The sequence below is a fragment of the Sphingobium indicum B90A genome (genome assembly GCF_000264945.2).
Classification (GTDB): Bacteria; Pseudomonadota; Alphaproteobacteria; order Sphingomonadales; family Sphingomonadaceae; genus Sphingobium; species Sphingobium indicum.
On sequence record NZ_CP013070.1, the window covers coordinates 1,455,062 to 1,472,216 of the forward strand.

Annotated in this window: 19 protein-coding genes; 10 read left to right on the forward strand and 9 right to left on the reverse strand. The window is 67.4% G+C overall.

Annotated features, from left to right (window positions below):
• Positions 1–76 precede the first annotated feature (76 nt).
• The 6 genes from SIDU_RS07045 to SIDU_RS07070 form a co-directional block, all read right to left on the reverse strand.
• On the reverse strand, positions 77–772 hold the full coding sequence (locus tag SIDU_RS07045; RefSeq protein ID WP_007688502.1) for an ATP12 family chaperone protein: 696 nt from the start codon (positions 770–772) through the stop codon (positions 77–79).
• The gene (locus tag SIDU_RS07050) at positions 769–1,026 is read right to left on the reverse strand and encodes a hypothetical protein (protein WP_007688500.1); all 258 of its coding nucleotides are present in this window, start codon (positions 1,024–1,026) and stop codon (positions 769–771) included. The genes SIDU_RS07045 and SIDU_RS07050 overlap by 4 nt, the downstream gene beginning before the upstream one ends.
• Entirely contained in the window at positions 1,023–1,697 is a 675-nt protein-coding gene (locus SIDU_RS07055; protein WP_007688498.1) for an HAD-IA family hydrolase, read from the reverse strand. The genes SIDU_RS07050 and SIDU_RS07055 overlap by 4 nt, the downstream gene beginning before the upstream one ends.
• The gene (locus tag SIDU_RS07060) at positions 1,694–3,004 is read right to left on the reverse strand and encodes an RluA family pseudouridine synthase (RefSeq protein WP_007688495.1); all 1,311 of its coding nucleotides are present in this window, start codon (positions 3,002–3,004) and stop codon (positions 1,694–1,696) included. The genes SIDU_RS07055 and SIDU_RS07060 overlap by 4 nt, the downstream gene beginning before the upstream one ends.
• On the reverse strand, positions 3,001–3,384 hold the full coding sequence (crcB, locus tag SIDU_RS07065; protein WP_007688494.1) for a fluoride efflux transporter CrcB: 384 nt from the start codon (positions 3,382–3,384) through the stop codon (positions 3,001–3,003). Before crcB ends, SIDU_RS07060 begins: the two co-directional genes overlap by 4 nt.
• 282 nt (positions 3,385–3,666) lie before the next feature.
• Positions 3,667–4,362 carry a hypothetical protein gene (locus tag SIDU_RS07070; RefSeq protein WP_007688492.1) on the reverse strand — a complete coding sequence of 232 codons (696 nt, stop codon included), beginning with the start codon at positions 4,360–4,362 and terminating at the stop codon, positions 3,667–3,669.
• Between the two features lie 160 nt (positions 4,363–4,522).
• On the opposite strand from SIDU_RS07070, the gene SIDU_RS07075 reads away from it, so the two are divergent.
• Both SIDU_RS07075 and rarD read left to right on the forward strand, forming a co-directional pair.
• The gene (locus SIDU_RS07075) at positions 4,523–4,744 is read left to right on the forward strand and encodes a hypothetical protein (protein WP_007688490.1); all 222 of its coding nucleotides are present in this window, start codon (positions 4,523–4,525) and stop codon (positions 4,742–4,744) included.
• Positions 4,745–4,782: 38 nt separating this feature from the next.
• The gene (rarD, locus tag SIDU_RS07080; RefSeq protein WP_325065443.1) at positions 4,783–5,652 is read left to right on the forward strand and encodes an EamA family transporter RarD; all 870 of its coding nucleotides are present in this window, start codon (positions 4,783–4,785) and stop codon (positions 5,650–5,652) included.
• On the opposite strand, the gene SIDU_RS07085 is transcribed toward rarD, so the two are convergent.
• Positions 5,649–6,974, reverse strand: coding sequence for a dihydroorotase (locus tag SIDU_RS07085; protein ID WP_007688486.1), 1,326 nt, complete (start codon positions 6,972–6,974; stop codon positions 5,649–5,651). The two genes, rarD and SIDU_RS07085, sit on opposite strands and share 4 nt — an antisense overlap.
• Before the next feature lie 63 nt (positions 6,975–7,037).
• On the opposite strand from SIDU_RS07085, the gene ygfZ reads away from it, so the two are divergent.
• The 4 genes from ygfZ (at position 7,038) to SIDU_RS07105 (ending at position 10,117) form a co-directional block, all read left to right on the forward strand.
• On the forward strand, positions 7,038–7,775 hold the full coding sequence (gene ygfZ, locus SIDU_RS07090; protein WP_007688484.1) for a CAF17-like 4Fe-4S cluster assembly/insertion protein YgfZ: 738 nt from the start codon (positions 7,038–7,040) through the stop codon (positions 7,773–7,775).
• Positions 7,772–8,518, forward strand: coding sequence for a glutaminyl-peptide cyclotransferase (locus SIDU_RS07095; RefSeq protein WP_007688482.1), 747 nt, complete (start codon positions 7,772–7,774; stop codon positions 8,516–8,518). Before ygfZ ends, SIDU_RS07095 begins: the two co-directional genes overlap by 4 nt.
• Before the next feature lie 283 nt (positions 8,519–8,801).
• Positions 8,802–9,257 carry a carboxymuconolactone decarboxylase family protein gene (locus SIDU_RS07100; protein ID WP_007688480.1) on the forward strand — a complete coding sequence of 152 codons (456 nt, stop codon included), beginning with the start codon at positions 8,802–8,804 and terminating at the stop codon, positions 9,255–9,257.
• Positions 9,257–10,117: a sigma-70 family RNA polymerase sigma factor gene (locus SIDU_RS07105; protein ID WP_007688478.1), complete on the forward strand. Its 861-nt coding sequence runs from the start codon at positions 9,257–9,259 to the stop codon at positions 10,115–10,117. The genes SIDU_RS07100 and SIDU_RS07105 overlap by 1 nt, the downstream gene beginning before the upstream one ends.
• 204 nt (positions 10,118–10,321) lie before the next feature.
• On the opposite strand, the gene SIDU_RS07110 is transcribed toward SIDU_RS07105, so the two are convergent.
• Positions 10,322–11,284, reverse strand: a complete 963-nt coding sequence (locus SIDU_RS07110; RefSeq protein WP_007688477.1) for an acyltransferase family protein — start codon at positions 11,282–11,284, stop codon at positions 10,322–10,324.
• Positions 11,285–11,352: 68 nt separating this feature from the next.
• Between SIDU_RS07110 and SIDU_RS07115 the strand changes: the two genes are divergently transcribed.
• From SIDU_RS07115 to SIDU_RS07130, 4 genes are all read left to right on the forward strand, one after another.
• Entirely contained in the window at positions 11,353–12,030 is a 678-nt protein-coding gene (locus SIDU_RS07115) for an RluA family pseudouridine synthase (protein WP_007688475.1), read from the forward strand.
• Between the two features lie 5 nt (positions 12,031–12,035).
• Complete coding sequence (gene arfB / locus SIDU_RS07120; RefSeq protein ID WP_007688472.1) at positions 12,036–12,461, forward strand: alternative ribosome rescue aminoacyl-tRNA hydrolase ArfB; 426 nt, start codon at positions 12,036–12,038, stop codon at positions 12,459–12,461.
• Positions 12,462–12,502: 41 nt separating this feature from the next.
• A complete protein-coding gene (locus SIDU_RS07125) occupies positions 12,503–12,988 on the forward strand; it encodes a GAF domain-containing protein (RefSeq protein ID WP_007688470.1) in 486 nt (161 codons plus the stop codon).
• A gap of 108 nt (positions 12,989–13,096) precedes the next feature.
• Complete coding sequence (locus SIDU_RS07130) at positions 13,097–13,897, forward strand: RcnB family protein (RefSeq protein WP_007688468.1); 801 nt, start codon at positions 13,097–13,099, stop codon at positions 13,895–13,897.
• 446 nt (positions 13,898–14,343) lie between these two features.
• Here the strand turns inward: SIDU_RS07130 and SIDU_RS07135 are convergent, their stop codons facing one another.
• Positions 14,344–16,866, reverse strand: a complete 2,523-nt coding sequence (locus SIDU_RS07135) for a sensor domain-containing protein (RefSeq protein ID WP_007688466.1) — start codon at positions 16,864–16,866, stop codon at positions 14,344–14,346.
• Between the last annotated feature and the right edge of the window lie 289 nt (positions 16,867–17,155).

The window sequence follows — 17,155 nt, forward strand, 5'->3', positions numbered from 1 at the left end:
TCATGCAACGGAAGCGGGCGCGAAGGGCTGCCCGCTCATTGATATTGAACGAAGAGGCGGCGTCATTCCCACCCGGTCAGGCGCGGGTCATCTCGCAAAAGGCTCGGGCCATGGCAAATTCGTGCCTGCGCCGCGCCGACCGGGCGGCGGCCTCCTTGTCCTCGCCCCATTGTTCGACTTCCCAGGCTTCGTCGATCTCGGCCGCCGTCCAGATCAGGTCCGCGTCATGGCCGCCCTCCACCACCGCGAGGCCGCAGACGAGCGAGCCTGACAGCGTCACCAGCGTCGACAGCCCTGCGAGCGTGAAGGGATCGAACGCAGCGACGGCAGCCGCCAGCCTTTCCAGCGTCCGGGCGGGCTGGGCGACCGGAACCACGCCCTGCGTCACCCGAAAGGCGACGTCATAGCGCGCCATGGCCCAATCCAGCAGCGGATCCCAGGCCGCGGCCTCCCGCGCGACAAGCTCCGCCGGCCCCTCCGCGCGATAGCAGAGCAGGTCGCTTTCGGCATAGCGGGCGATCCCCGCCGCGAAGCTCCCGCTATGGGGCGCGATCTGGTCGATGGCGCCGTTGGCAAGGCCCGTGAACGGCATGGAACGCGGGTCGACCGTTTCGCCCTGCGCGCGCCATTCCTCGGCGATCGCCTCCGCAAGCCCCTGGGTGGGCAGCGCCAGCGGCGCGCGGGCCGGCGTGCGGACCGGGCGGCCGTCCAGGCGGATTTCGAAACCGGATTCGCCCGCGACGACGGCGGCGTCCTCATAAAAGCGCTTCATGATTGCGGCGGTTTCCTGAACAGCGCGAGCAGCAGGCGCGGAACGATGACGAACTGGAACAGGCCGACGAGGACGAAGATCGCGCCCATGGCCTTCGCCTTGCTCCCCTGCACCCAATGGAAACGCTGCATCAGCACCAGGAATCCGAACATCACCAGCAGCGCGCCCGACAGGCGGAACAGCCCGAGCGCGAAGAAGCGCTGGCGGGCGACCTTTTGGGGGTCGACGGGCGGAACGGGCGGCATGTCGGTCATAGGGATCGCATGAGGGAAGCGTGGATATGGCCGCGCAGCTCCTCGCTGTCCATGGCGACGCCGTGCGCGCCCGCGCCGATCAGCTCCTGCGGCGTGTGATAGCCCCAGCCAACGCCCAGCGCCCGCGTGCCGGCGGACAGCGCCATGTCGATGTCGAAGCTGGTGTCGCCGATCATCACCGTGCTTTCGGGCGTCGCTCCCGCTTCGGCCATGGCGGCCAACAGCATGGAGGGATGCGGCTTGGACGGATGGCGGTCGGCGGTCTGCAAGGTCACGAAATGGGCGTGGATGCCATGATGGGCAAGGCAGAGGCGCAATCCCCGGTCCGATTTGCCCGTGGCGACGCCGAGCAGCCAGCCATCGGCATCCAGTTCGCGGATCAGCGCGGCGATGCCGGGATAAAGCGGTTCCGACACCGCATTTTCCCGGCGAAGCTGCTGGAAGGCCAGCTTGTAGCTTTCCGACAGATGGTCATGATAACCGACCTCCGCATCGGGCAGCAGGCGCGCCATGGCGAGCGGGAGCGACAGGCCGATGACCGACAGGATCGCCGCCCGGTCGGGCGCCGCCAGCTTCTCGCTCTCGAACGCGCGGACCATGGCCGCGCAGATGCTGTGCTGGCTGTCGACCAGCGTGCCGTCGCAATCGAACACCGCAAGCCTGTTCGTCATGACTTCCTGCGCGCTCCCCCGCCGGAGCCGCGCGCGCGCCTTTCGCCCTTGCGGCCCTTGCGGATCTGCTTGGCATGGGCGCGGGCGGCCTTCTTCTCATCCTCCCGCGTGGGCGGGCGGGCGATCTCCTCGTCCAGCGGCAGGTCGCCGGCGGAAAGGTCGAAGCCCAGCGAGGCAAGGCTGGCGGCGAAATGCTCGGGCAGTTCGGCCCGCACGTCGACCCGGCCACCATCGGGATGATCGACCCGGATGCGCCGGGCGTGAAGGTGCATCTTGCGGCTGATCGTGCCGCTCAGAAAGGCGTCCTTGCCGCCATATTTGCCGTCGCCGACGATGGGATGGCCGATGGCCGCCATATGGACGCGCAACTGGTGGGTGCGGCCGGTATAGGGTTGCAGCTCCACCCAGGCGGCGCGGTTGCCCGCCCGCTCGATCACGCGATAGCGCGAGCGGGAGGGCAGCCCCTCCTCCTCATCCACATGCATCTTCTCGCCGCCGGTGCCGGGCTGCTTGGCGATGGGCAGTTCGATCATGCCGTCCTCGATGGAGGGCACGCCCATCACGATGGCCCAATAGACCTTGCGCGCCGTGCGGCTGGAAAAGGCCTTGGCGAAATAGGCCGCCGACCGGGCGGTGCGGGCGATCAGCAGCGCGCCGGACGTGTCCTTGTCCAGCCGGTGGACGAGCTTGGGCCGCTGGTCCAGGTCGAACTCCAGCGCATCGAGCAGGCCGTCGACATGATCGTCCGTCTTGGTGCCGCCCTGCGTGGCGAGGCCAGGCGGCTTGTTGATGACAATGGCCTGCGCGTCGCGATGGATGACGAGTCCCTGGGCGAAGGCCATCTGATCGTCGGTCAGTTGCGGGCGGACGCGCCTGGGCTTCGCGGTTTCGGGCGCCTTGGGTTCGGCGGGGGGCACGCGGATGCTCTGGCCCTCCGCGATGCGGTCGCCCGGCGCGGCGCGGGCGCCATCGACGCGCAACTGGCCGGTGCGCGCCCAGCGGGAGACCGTGTTGAAGCCGACATCGGGCAGATGCCGCTGGAACCAGCGGTCCAGCCGGATACCGTCATCGTCCGCCCCTACGCGAAACTGCCGCACATCCAGCGAAACGCCCTTGGCTGGGGACAGCTTGGCCGGCTTCGCGGCTGCGGGTTTTGCGGCAGGTTTCGCGGCAGGCGGCCTGGGACCGGCCTTGGGCGCATCGGGCTTGCGGGCGCGAGCGGCCTTGACCGCCCCCCGCGCACGACCCGCAGGAGCGGTGCCGGACTTGCGCGGGCCGGAAGATCTGCCGGGTGGACGCCCCTTCATGCGACGCTCCTCATCACGGCCAGGCCGCCGGCCAGCGCGCCCACGGCGCCGACGACGGAAATGACCGCATAGCCGAGCGCCATGCCCGTCTGTCCGCGCTCCATCATCAGCATGGTCTCCAGGCTGAAGGAGGAGAAGGTGGTGAAGCCGCCGAGCAGGCCCACGGCCAGCAGCAGGCGGATCGGCTCGCCCGACGGCGCGTTGAAGCGCGCCAGCCATCCGGCGAGCAGCCCCATCGCGAAACCGCCGACGACATTCGCGCCGAACGTCCCCCAGGGCCAGGAGGCGCCGGGGATCATCTGCGCAGCAAGACGCCCGAGCAGGTATCGCAGGGCCGATCCGACGGCGCCCCCTGCCATGACGAGAAGAATATTGGTCATGCCGCCCGCCCTAGAGCATTTCTGCAAGGCTTGGAAAGCGGTCATTGGCCTTGGGAGAAGGGCGCGCCGACGAAGTGGAGGATAGGCATGGAGGCTATGAGTGGTTTCCTGTCATTCCCCCTCCCGCAAGCGGGAGGGGGTTAGGGGGTGGGCCGGCGCGACATCCGCGTTGTTTTGCAGCAGTTAGGTCAGAAGCTCGCTACGCTCGCGCCCACCCCTAGCCCCTCCCGCCTGCGGGAGGGGAATGTCATGCATTGGCAAGAGCCCGACTTGCCTTCGCCCTTATCGCCCGTTATCCGCCAGCACGTCGACGCTGGTCCTGCCGCCGGGCGCCTGGGTGAACAGCAGCAGGAAGGCGCTGCCGTCCCCCTTGCGCGTGCCGCCCAGCACATGGTCGCCGCCCATCACCCTGTGTTCGGCGTCGAAACCCGCGCGGCGCGCCTGGGTATAGTAGAAATCCATCACGCTCTGCCACGGCACGGGGGTCACGAACGTCGCCGCGCGCAACGTGCATCCGTCCTTTTCCGCGCCCGCCGCCTCCGTCAGTTGCGCGCCGGGATAGACGGTGAAGGGTTCGGGCAGGCGGCTGACCCACTGCGCGCCTTGCACCAGTTGTTCGCGGCAAAAGGCGTTGCCGCCCGGCTTCTTCTGTTCGCCGGCCACGGCGGCGAGCGTCGATTCGGACTCCTTCGCCTCCCCTTCCGCCGGAGCGGGCGCGGCGAGCAGCCTGCCGCCGGCGAGCTTCACCGCCGCCGCGAGGGCGGTCGCGGCCTCTCCCTTCAGCGCAGGCAGCCTGGCGCTGGCCTGGGACTGGCCGGCGAGCCGGGGATCGACCACGATCTGATTGGCGAGCGCATCCGCCGCATTGTTGGTGAGCTGGGCGTCGAGCGCGTTCAGATCATCCGCCTTCTTGCCGCAGCCCGCCAGCGGCAGGGCGACGATCATCGCCAGAACACAGAAAGATCGAACAGACGCCATGGCTTCACTCCTTCGTAAACAAGGGATGAATATCAGAGGTTAATTTTTCGTTAGGGATTGTGGTGAATCGGCGAATTTTCTCCCGCGCCGGGCCAATCCGCGCCAACTGGCCCCGCCGCCCATCTTGCCCTTCCCCCGGCGAAGCGCCATTTGTGCGATCATGCTCAACATGCTGTCGGCCCTGATCGGCCTCGTCACCCTCATCCTGATGATCCCGGCGGTCTTTCCGCTGCTGGGTGCGCTCAACTGGCTGCTGGTGCCGATGGCGCTGCTAGGCGCGTTTGTCGGCATGTTCTCGGCCAGGAACGGCGGGCGCAATTTCTGCCTGATCGTTGCGGGGTTCGGCGCGCTGCGGCTGTTCCTGGGCGGAGGCATCCTCTGAATTCCCTTCCGCCATCGGAACGGGCGGTCCGCCGCGGCCTGATCGCCGCGGTGACGGCTTATGGCCTGTGGGGCCTGCTGCCGATCTATTTCAAGCTGCTGCATCATGTGAACGCGGTGGAGATCGTCAGCCAGCGCATCCTGTGGTCGCTGCTGCTGATCCTGGCGCTGCTGCTGGCGCGGCGAAGCCTGGCCGATCTGGGGCCGATATTGCGCGACCGGCGGCTGCTTTCGGCCCTTGCCGCGTCGGCGGTGATGATCGGCGCCAACTGGCTGACCTATGTCTGGGCGGTGAACGCCGGGCATGTGCTCGCCGCCAGCCTGGGTTATTTCCTCAATCCGCTCGTCACGGTGGGCCTGGGCGTGCTGCTGCTCCACGAACGGCTGCGGCGGGGACAGCTGGCGGCGGTGGGAATCGCGGCGGTCGGCGTCGCCATCATGGCCGCGACCGCCCTCACCACGCTCTGGATCAGCGTGGCGCTGGCGCTGAGCTTCGCCTTCTACGCGTTGATCCGGAAGCTGACGCCGGTCGCGCCGATGGCGGGGCTGGGCGTGGAGACCCTGCTGCTGATGCCGGCGGCCATGGCCTATCTGTTCTGGCTGTCCGCGCATGGCGGCATCGGCTTCGGGCAGGACGCGCCGACCACCATCCTGCTGATCGCCGCCGGAGCGGTGACGACAGTGCCGCTGCTGCTGTTCGCGACCGCCGCGCATCGGCTGCCGATGGCGACGCTTGGCCTGCTGCAATATCTGGCGCCCTCGATGCAGTTCCTGTGCGGCATCCTGTTGTTCGGCGAAAGGCTGACCGCGGGGCAGATGACGAGCTTCGCGCTGATCTGGCTCAGCCTCATCCTGTTCGCGGCGGACAGCCTGACCGCCGCCCGTCGCAATCGCCTGGCGACGGCCTAAGCGAACTCGGTCGCCTCGAACCGCACAGGCTCCCCCACGGCCTGGTTGGCGAGCGCGTCTTCCCACATCACCCGATGGCCGCGGATGATGGTGCCGACGGCCTTGCCGGTCAGCTCCATCCCCTCGAACGGGGACCAGTCGCAGCGCGATGCCAGCCAGTCGCGACCGACGGTCCAGCGCTTCTTGAGGTCGACCACCGTGAAGTCCGCGTCATAGCCGAGCGCGATGCGCCCCTTCCCCACCAGGCCGAAGACGCGCTGCGGCCCCGAAGAGGTCAGTTCGATGAACCGGCGCAGCGACAGGCGCCCTTCCGCCACATGGTTGAGCAGCAGCGGCACCAGCGTCTGGACGCCCGGCATGCCGCTGGGCGATGCGGGATAGGGCTTCGCCTTCTCCTCCATCGTATGCGGCGCATGGTCGCTGCCCAGAACGTCCGGCACCCCCTGGTTCAGCCAATGCCACAGGCCGTCGCGATGCGCGCCCGACCGGATCGGCGGGTTCATCTGCGCATAGGTGCCCAGGCGCGGATAGGCGTCCTCCGCCGCCAGGGTCAGATGCTGGGGCGTGACCTCGCAGGTCGCGATGTCCTTGTTCCGGGCGATATATTCCAGTTCGGCGGGCGTCGTCACATGCAATATGTGGATGCGGCGGCGCGCCTTGCGGGCCAGGTCGATGATGCGCCTGGTCGCGATCATCGCGCTTTCATCGTCGCGCCAGACCGGGTGGGACGACGGGTCGCCCTCCACCCGATAATCCTTGCGGGCGTTCATCCGCGCCTCGTCCTCGGCATGGATGGCGACGCGGCGGGTGCCGCTGGCCAGGACTCGCGACAGGGCGTCGTCATCGTCGACCAGCAGGCTGCCGGTCGACGCGCCCATGAAGATCTTGACGCCCGACGTGCCGGGGATGCGTTCCAGTTCCCTCAACTGTTCGGCATTGTCGGCGGTGGCGCCGACATAGAAGGCATGGTCGCACCACATGCGATGACGGGCGCGCTTCAGCTTGTCGTGCACGCGCTCGGCGGTGTCGGTATTGGGGTTGGTATTCGGCATTTCGAAGACGGCGGTGACGCCCCCCAGCACAGCGGCGCGGCTGCCCGATTCCAGGTCTTCCTTATGCTCCAGCCCCGGCTCGCGGAAATGGACCTGGCTGTCGATGCAGCCCGGCAGCACGTCCAGGCCGGTGCAGTCGATCACTTCGCCCGCGCCGCCCAGGGATGTGCCGATGGCGACGATCCTGCCGCCGCTGACGCCCACGTCCACGCTTTCCGCGCCGCCGGGGGTGTGCACGGTGCCGTTCTTGAGGAGGAGGTCGAAAGTCATGTCGGTCTCGCCAGCTTGGGGGGTGGGCTTGGATATGATGGGCGATTGTCCTACCTAAAGCCGATGACCGGCACCACCCTTACCGACCGCGCGCTCCTCAGAATTTCCGGCGAGGAGGCTAAAATCTTCCTGCAAGGCCTGCTCACCCGCGACGTGCCGGGGTTGAAGGAGGGCGAACCGCGCTGGACCGCGCTGCTGACGCCGCAGGGCAAGGCGCTGTTCGACTTCATCCTGTGGGCGGACGGCGGGGACGTGCTGATTGATTGCGAGGCGAGCCAGGCGGACGCGCTGGCCAGGCGGCTGGCGCTCTACCGGCTTCGGCGCAAGGTCGCGATCGCGCGGGAGGATGCCCTGGCGGTGCATTGGGCGCTGGAGGCGCCCGGCAAGCCGTTCGACCCCCGCCTGCCGCAGCTTGGCCATCGCTGGATCGCGCCAGCGGACGAGGGCGACGCTTCGGCGGCATTCCGGGCGCACCGGCTGTCGCTCGGCATATTCGAGGGCGTGGGCGAACTGGGCCAGGACCAGATTCTCTGGCTGGAAGCCAATGCCGGCGAACTGGGCGGCGTCGATTACGACAAGGGCTGCTATGTCGGGCAGGAAAACACCGCCCGCATGCATTATCGCAACAAGGTGAACCGGCGCCTGGTGGCCGTGCCGCTCGCGCGGGCGGATGAGAAGCGCCAGAAGGCGGCGCTGCCCGACCTTGGCCTTTCCATCGAATTGCGGCGCGTGGAGGATATCGACGCCGCCGACCTGCCCGGCTGGCTTGCCGGAGCGATGATGGATCAGGCCGCCGAATGAGGCGCGCTCTTTTCGCGCTGCTGGGCGCATGGCTGCTGATCGTCCCGGCTCAGGCGGAGACGCGATGGAAGCTGGTGCGAAGCTATCCGCACGATCCCGGCGCCTTTACGGAGGGACTCTTCTACCACGACGGCGCCCTGTACGAGAGCACGGGGCTGGAGGGCGAGTCGGAAATCCGGAAGGTCGACCCCAAAAGCGGCAAGGTGCTGGCCCGCCGCATCGTTCCCCGCCCCTATTTCGGCGAGGGCATCGTCAACTGGAAGGACCGGCTGATCAGCCTGACCTGGCGGCATCGGCAGGGCTTCGTCTGGAAGCTGGACGACTTCTCGCCGGTTTCCCAGTTCCGCTACGAAGGCGAAGGCTGGGGCCTGACGCAGGACGGGCGCAGCCTCATCATGAGCGACGGCACCGCGCAACTGCGGTTCCTGGACCCCGAAGGACTGACCGAGGAGCGCCGGATCACGGTGACATGGAACGGCCGTCCGGTGGAGCGGCTCAACGAGCTGGAATATGTGAAGGGCGAGATCTGGGCCAATATCTGGTACGACACCCATATCGTCCGGATCGACCCGCGCACGGGCGCGGTCATCGACTGGCTCGACATCGCGCCCCTCCTGAAGGCGAGCGGCGCCAGGGACAGCGAGGCCGTGGCGAACGGCATCGCCTATGACGCAAAGGCCGACCGCCTGTTCGTGACGGGCAAGAACTGGGCCAGGCTGTTCGAGATAAGGGTCGGGAAATGAGCTTGGCGGCAGGCGCTCCCGAAGCGGGACGGCAACGGCGGCTGTTGGCCAATCAGGACATTGCCCCACCGTCACCCCGGACTTGATCCGGGGTCCCGCTTTCTTGTCTGTGCCGCGCCTCGTCCAAGGCAGCGGGACCCCGGGTCAAGCCCGGGGTGACGAAAGGAGGGGTGGCGGGAAACCACCCCCACCAATCCCCGCATCGCATTTTTTTCGCAACCCATGTCACGCCAGCCCATCCTGTCTCGTCATGTCGGCACAACCCCAGAAGAAAGGTGCTGACATGACCGCCAAGCTCGATCCCTTCGCCGCCGCGCCCCAGCTCATGAAGAGTTGGTTCGCCACCTCCACCGCCATCAACGCCAGCCTGGAGCCGAGCCTCATCGAACTGGTCAAGATCCGCGCGTCGCAGATCAACCAGTGCGCCAACTGCATCAACATGCACACGGCCGAAGCCCGCGCCCAGGGCGAAAGCGAACAGCGCATCTACCTGCTCTCCGCCTGGCGGGAGGCGCCCTGCTACACGGCCCGCGAGCGCGCCGCGCTGCAATGGACGGAGGCCTTGACGCGGCTTTCCGAAGGGCACAGCCATGAAGCGGCCCATGAGGCGCTGGCGGCCGAGTTTTCGGAGGAGGAGCAGGTGAAACTGACCCTGATGATCAACGTCATCAACGGCTGGAACCGCATCGCGGTGGGCTTCGGCCTATGGCACGACACGCCCGCCAGGGCGGCTGCGTGATGGCGCAGGGGACGCATGGGGACGCAGCGGAGAGCTTCGATCCGCTGCGTCCCCGCCTCATCCGCGTCGCCTATCGCATGCTGGGTTCGGTCGCGGATGCCGAGGATGTGGTGCAGGAAGCCTTCATCCGCTGGATGGGCGCCGACCGGGAAGCGGTGCGCGAGCCGGAGGCGTTCCTGCGCCGCGCGGTGACGCGGCTGTGCCTGGACCAGCTCAAGTCGGCGCGGCGCAACCGCGAAACCTATATCGGCCCCTGGCTGCCCGATCCGGTGGTGGATGAGGACGAGGAAGAGGAGGACGTCACCCTGCCGCTGATGCTCGCGCTGGAGCGGTTGTCGCCGCTGGAGCGGGCGGCTTTCCTGCTGCATGACGTCTTCGGCGTCGGATTCGAGGAAATCGCCGCCACGGTCGAGCGCGATCCGGCGGCCTGCCGCCAACTGGCGGCGCGGGCGCGGGCCCATGTGCGGGAAGCCCGGCCCCGATACCGGGTGGAAAGGCAGCGCGGGCTGGAGATCGCCGGCGCCTTCTTCGCCGCCTCGCGCAGCGGGGACATGACGGCGCTGGGCGCGATGCTGGCCCAGGATGTCAGCCTGCACAGCGACGGCGGCGGCAAGCGCCCCGCCGCGATCGTCCCCGTGCTGGGCTTCGGCCAGGTGATGCAGGTCCACAAGGCGCTGGCCGTGCTGTTCGGCAAATATGGCTCGACGCTGGTGCGCGTGGGGCTGATCAACGGCCTCCCCGGCTTCGTCACCCGCGAGGCGGACGGCGAACTCCAGACCACGGCGCTCGACATAGAGGATGGACGCGTCACCGGCATCTATGTGATGCGCAATCCCGACAAGCTGCGGCACCTGCATTGACGAAGCGGTCCCAGGCAGCGTGGACAAATTCGAAAATGTCGGGAAATGGCCAATTTCGCTCATTGCCCCACCGTCACCCCGGACTTGCTCCGGGGTCCCGCTGCCTTGGACGAGGCGGGCACTCAGACAAGAAAGCGGGACCCCGGATCAAGTCCGGGGTGACGAATAGAGGGAGCGTCCGCCAGGGCTGAATGTCGATACAGCCTAAAGGAAAATCCTTCGCGCCCCGGGAACGGCCCGGATCAGATAATAGGCGGCGATCGGCATCAGCAGCGCCTGCGCCAGCAGCCACGGCTTGCCCACATAGGGCGAGAGATAGTGGATCACCGCCACATGGAGATACATGATCACCAGCGACGCTCGCCCGATGGCGGCGATCCAGCCGCTGAAAGGCGCGATCCGCACCGAAAGGCGGAACAGCAGCAGGCTGGTCGCCACGGCCGATCCGATGGACAGCAGGGGCCAGCCATAGTCGGCCGCCTTCATGTTGAGCGTCGGCAGCAGCGCCGTCAGCCCGGCCAGCGACAGCGGGACCAGCGGCGCCAGCATCCAGCCTCGCCAGTTCACGCGCTGCCAGGCCGCCCCCACCCAGAGCAGGACCAGCGCCATGGGCACGGTCAGCAGCCCCAGCGGCGACAGGCCGGCGAACCAGCCCACGCCATAGGCGATCGGCAGGGCAGGCAGCATCAGCAGCGCCCAGCGCCGGTCGAGCGGGTCTGGCCAGCGGGCCAGCGCCATGTTGAACAGGATGCGCGCCATCATCAGGCAGGGCACGAACCAGAAGATGGTGAACGGTCCCCGCAGCCAGGAGCCGCCGAGCATTATCGGCGCCAGATCCCCCGGCCAGTCATGGAAGATCGGCCTGCCGCCCTTCATCGTCTCTATGATCTGGTCCGCCAGGATCAGCAGGATCAGGAAAGCCGCATAGGGCCGCATCTGCGACGCAAGCTGGCGGCGGGCGAAGCGTCCCACCGGCTGCGGGCGGGACAGCAGGCCCGACAGCAGGAAGAACAGCGGCATGTGGAAACTGTACATCGCATCGCGCAGCCCGCCGCGCGTCCACACATGGCCGACGACCACGGCGACGATCCCGATGCCGCGCGCGACATCGATCCATTCCAGCCGCCCTCCGCCCGGCGGATGCGCCTCATGCCCCCTGTTCTCCATGCCCTCCACGCCCTATAGGAAGCCGCACGCGCGTCAATCGCTGCCCTGCATTTACGGAAAAACGCCCCTTGTCCCTGCTTCATGACCGAGTTCTGTTCATCGATGGCGAGGCCATCATCCTCGACAAGCCGGCGGGCCTGCCCGTCGACGCGCCGCGTGACGGGTCGCTTTCGCTGGAAAACCACCTGTCCTCGCTGACCTTCGGCTTCCAGCGCTGGCCGCTGCCGGTTCACCGGCTGGACCGCGACACCAGCGGCTGCCTGCTGCTCGCCCGCAATCCCAAGGCGCACAAGCGCTTCGCCGCCGCCTTCGAGGCTGGGACAGTCGCGAAGCGCTATGTCGCGGTGGTGGACGGCGTCCCGGCGGAGGACAGCGGCGCCATCGACCTGTCGCTCAAGAAGGTCAGCACGCCTGCCCAGGGCTGGCGGATGATCCCGGCGAAGGCGGGCAAGGCCGCGTTCACCGAATGGCGCAAGATCGTGGAAAAGGACGGACGGGCGCTGATCGTCTTCACCCCTCGCACCGGACGCACCCACCAGATCCGGACCCATGCGCTGCATGGCCTGGGCTTCGGCATTGCGGGCGATCCGGTCTATGGATCGGGTCAGGGGCCGATGCTGCTGCACAGCCGCTTTCTCAGCATTCCCCGCGGGGAAAAGCCGCCGGCGGAGGCGACCGCCCCCCTGCCCGCGACCTTTGCGGCGGCGGGCTTCGGGCAGGAACTGCTCGAACAGGCCGGGCTTTAGCGCTCTTGCCCCGCATCCCCGTCACCCGGTCGATCTCCATCGACAGCGACGAACTGACGGAAAGTTTCGTCCGCTCGACGGGGGCCGGCGGCCAGCATGTGAACACCACCGACAGCGCGGTGCAACTGCGCTTCGACGTGGCGAACAGCCCGTCGCTGCCGGAGGCGATCAAGCACCGGCTGGCGGTCATCGCCGGGCGGCGAATGACGGCGGATGGGGTGCTGATCCTCCGCTCCGAAGGATCGCGGTCGCAGCTCCTGAACCGGCAGGAGGCGCTGGACCGGCTGGTGGAACTGATCCGGGAAGCCACCATCGTGCCCAAGGCGCGCAAGGCGACCAGGCCGGGCAAGGCCGCCAAGGCGCGGCGCGTCGACGCCAAGAAGGCGCGCAGTTCGGTCAAGGCCGGACGCGGCAAGGTAAGGCTGGATTAACCGGACTGGCCTGCACCCGCGCCACACCCTATATTCCGGCCATGTTCGATTTTTCTCCCTCGGCCCACGCCGACAAGGCCGCGCTCCACGAAGACCTGCTCTCCGCCGCCGATGCGCTGACGGCGGGCGAGGCTGACGCCATCGCCAATATGGCCAATGTCTCCGCCCTGATCTGGCAATTCCTGCCCGACCTCAATTGGGCGGGCTTTTACCGGATGGTGGACGGCGAACTGGTCCTTGGCCCCTTTCAGGGCAAGGCCGCCTGCATCCGCATCCCGCTGGGCAAGGGCGTCTGCGGCGCCGCGGCGGCCAGCGGCCAGACGCAACTGGTGGAGGATGTGCACGCCTTTCCCGGCCATATCGCCTGCGACGCCGCCAGCGCCTCGGAAATCGTCGTGCCGGCGATCGTCGAAGGCCGGGTCGTCGCCGTGCTGGACCTGGATAGCCCGATCCCGGCGCGCTTCGACAGTGCGGACAGAAGGGGGCTGGAGGCGCTGGTCGGGCGGATCGCGCCGCGTCTGGTTTAGGGGCCTGCCCCTTTTCGGGACAGGCCTGAAAATGCCGACGCTTGGATGGCGGCCGTCCATCATGCTAAACAAGTCGTTAACATATCAGCCGAAAGCAGGGATTCGAGCATGCATATCCGGAGCTTCATCCTGGCCGGCGCCGGCCTGGCGATCGGTTTGACGGCGCCGGTTTCCGCGAACGGGCCGGCCAGGGGCGGAGCCATCGCCGCCCGACCGCCAATGCATGCGGGCGCGACGGTTCACCGCTGGGGCCCGCGCCATCAGGGCCGCTGGCGCGCGGGCTGGTACGCGCCGGGCGGCTGGGCGGCCTATCGCCGGCCGGTGGTGGGCTATGTGCTGCCGCGCTACTGGATCAGCCCTGCCTATCATATCCGCGACCATGGCGCCTATGGGCTGCCGGCGCCCGTCAGCGGCCATGGCTGGTCGCGCTATTATGACGATGCGGTGATGACCGACCGGGACGGCCGCGTGCGCGATTATCGCAGCGGCGTCGCATGGGAGGAGGCGGGCGACGCGCCGCCGCCTGGCCTGCGCTATGATGACGAAGTCACCGCGCGGGATGGCCCGCCTCCGCCGCCGCTCGGCTATGAAGGGCGCTGGAGCGGCACTTGGCGCGACAAGGACGGCAAGACATTCAGCGGCGATTATGAAGGCCGTTTCGAAGGGCAGGTCCAGGGTGGACCGGGCGTCGATTTCGACCCGCCGCCCTATGCCGCCGGGCCGAACCGGACGGAGCGGCATGGCGGTCCGGGAGAACCCGTCGTCACGACGACGCAGGCGCCGGGCTTCATATCGGGCGGCTATTATTATCCGGGCGCCACCACCACGACCGTCGTGATCCAGCCCGCCGTCACCACCACCCGCACCTATGTGACCGAGGTTCCGGTCCGCAGGCGCAGGGGACGGTAGAACAGATCCACTGCCCCGGTATCGCGGGACGGATTCGAGCGGAAAGCCGGCGTTCAAGCCGAACCGTGTTCCTGCCTTCGCAGGAACACGCTGCGCTTCCACCATGCGAAACGGAACTGGAGCATCGCGCTGAGCAGGGACCGAGCCTGTCGAACGCCGCAGTGGCTAGGCAGCGTGGACAAATTCGGAATGTCGGGAAATGGCCAATAGCAGTCATCAGTTTTCCGTCACCCCGGGCTTGACCCGGGGTCCCGCTTTCCTTCTGAGTGCCGCGCCTCGTCCAAGGCAGCGGGACCCCGGGTCAAGCCCGGGGTGACGAATAGGGGGAGGCGTGACGAATAGGGGAACGTCCACTCCCCACTCAAATCACTCAGTCCGGCGAGTCTTGAATTTGTCCACGCTGCCTAGTCAGCGCAAATGGCGGGATTCATTGAATGCACGATGCCCTAGGCAGCGCGCGAGCGCACCGCCGCCCAGGGCCGGGGCCTTCCCATCAGGTAACCCTGGCCGATGGTGCAGCCGCGCGCGATCAGCATCTCGACCTGCCCGGCGGTTTCGACGCCTTCGGCCACCACCTCCATGCCCAGGCTGCTGCCCAGCTTGACGATGGCGTCGACGATGACGGCGTCGCCCGCATCCTGCTCGATATTGCTGATGAAACTGCGGTCGATCTTCAGCACGTCGACCGGATATTGCTTCAAATGGCTGAGCGATGCGTAGCCGGTGCCGAAATCGTCCAGCGCGATCCGCACGCCCGCCGACGACAGGCGGTGCAGCGCCCGCTCAACCTGTTCGGCGCCCCGGCCCAGGAAAACGGTCTCCGTCACCTCGATCTCGAACTGCTGCGGCGGGACGGCGCAGCGCGCCAGATGCGCGAGGACATAGTCGGCGAAATCATGCTGAATGAAATCGGCGGCGGACGCGTTGATGGCGACCCGGCCCGGATCATGGCCTGCGCGCAGCCATCGGTCGACGTCGCGGACGACCTTCGCCAGCATCTTTTCGGTGAGCTCGACCGCCAGTTCGGCATTGTCGAAAGCCGCGGCGATGGTGTCGGGCGAATGCACGCCGGTGCGGGGATGCTCCCAACGGAGCAACGCCTCATAGCCCAAAATCCGGCCGGTCCGCATGTCCGCCTTGGGCTGGTAATAGGGGACGACCAGATCGTCCACGATAGCCTGGCGCGCCATGTGGATCATCGAACTGCGCTGCTGCGCGTCGGCGCGCAATTGCGACTGGAACAGCGTCAGCCGCCCGCGCCCGGTGGACTTGGACGCATAGAGCGCCAGGTCCGCCGCCTTCAGCAATTCCGCCGCGTCCTCGCCATGTTCGCCGAAGACCGCGCCGCCCATGCTGATCCCATAGTCGAGCGACCGCCCATTATGGACATAGGGCACCCGCACCCCGCCCAGCAATTCGGCGCTCCACGCCGAAAGCGCCGCGCTGCTGGCCAGCGAGGGCGCAATCATGCCGAATTCGTCGCCGCCCAGCCGTCCGATCATGGCATCGGCCGGCGCGCAGGAGGCGAAACGCTGCGCAAAGCCGCAGAGCAGCGCATCGCCCGCGTCATGGCCCAGCGTGTCGTTGGTCCGCTTCAGGTCGTCGATGTCGACCAGGATGAGGCCAAAGCTCTCCCCCGTCCGCCGCGCCTGCTTCGTCATCTCCTCCAATGTCGCCTGCCACAGCGCCCGATTGGGCATGCGCGTCATCGGATCGTGCGTGGCGGCCCAGCGTATGCGTTCCTCGCTGTTCCTCTCCTCGGTCACATCCTGGAAAGTGACGATGACGCGCAGCGGCTTGCCGGAATCGGAAAAGCTGCTCCAGCCGACGCTCTTGATCCAGCGCAGGGCGCCGGTATCGGCCCTGTACACCCTCAACGTGGCCTCGAAATGCGGCGGCATGCGCTCGCTCGCGACGACGTCCAGCATTTCGGCAAGGCGCGGCCGGTCCTCCGGGTGCACCAGCCGCAATGCCAGTTCGCTGGTCGCCGGTTCGGTGTCGGACAGGCCCAGCATGGTCCGGAATTCCCGCGACCATGTCCGCGTGCCGGCGACCGCGTCGAAATCCCATATGCCCAGCCGCGCCGACTGCACCGCCAGGCGGAAGCGCTCCTCGCTGTTGGCCAGTTCGCGCTGCGCCAGCTTCTGCGCGTGAATATCCTCCAGCGTGCCGTACCAGCGCACGATCCGGCCCTTCGCGTCCCGCCGCGCCGATGCGCGGGAGCGCATCCAGCGATAGCCGCCGTCGGAAAGGCGCAGCCGGTAGTCGACATCGACGGGATCGCCGGTGCGCAGCTTTTCCGACCAGACGGCCAGCGTCCGGTCGACATCGTCGGGATGCAGCGAATCGATCCATCCCCTGCCCCGCGCGCGCGCCGGGGCGATGCCGGTCAGTTCCTGCCAGCGAGGGCCCACCTCTTCGATGTCGCCGCTCGCCGATGCCGTCCAGGGAACCTGCGGACTGAGTTCGACCGACCAGCGATAATGCTGCCGGCTTTCCGCCAGGGCGGCCGCCAATGCGTGGCGGTCAAGGTCGTGGCGCTCGTCTATGTCCTCTATCGTTCCGTACCACAGCGGCGCCTCATCGGGTTCCGCGACCAGCGTCATGCGCACGATCCCCGTCCTGGTCTCTCCGGCCAGCGTGCGCATCCGGACGGGAACGGGATCTGGCCGGGCGGAGCGCCTGGCCGCGTCGGCCAGCGCCTTCCAGTCATGCCTGTCCAGCATGGCGCGCCAGCCATTGCCGGTGATGTCGCCGGAAAAATGACGGGCGAAGAGGTCCGACATGATCTCCCGCGACAATATGCGGCCGCGACGGTCGGCGATCCAGCGAATCAGCGGCGGCGAAACGCGCTGGAAAACAGGGGAGAAGGACAGTTCGTTGCGATAGAAGAATGAATCCCATCCCAGCCCTTCCCGAGCCAGTCCGGAGGCAAATTCCCCAAATCTGCGATCAGCAAAACGGTCCATCTATCGACCCTGATCCATCGCTATTTACGCAACCCATCGGAAAGCAGTAACGGAAAAAGTTAAATAAGCTTTCCAATAGCGTAGTACGTAATAAATCCATGATGACGCAAAGCCGTTCCGGGCCGGCCATGCGAAGACGTCCCTGGGCTGAATCGATATTTTGAAGATGACGAGCCGAAAATTGGCGGCTTTTCGCGATTCTTGAAGCGAAGCGCGTGACCAGCTTCAACCATTTGCAGGCCGCCAAGGCCGAATGTCGATACAGCCTGCGCCCGGCCTGTCCCCGGTG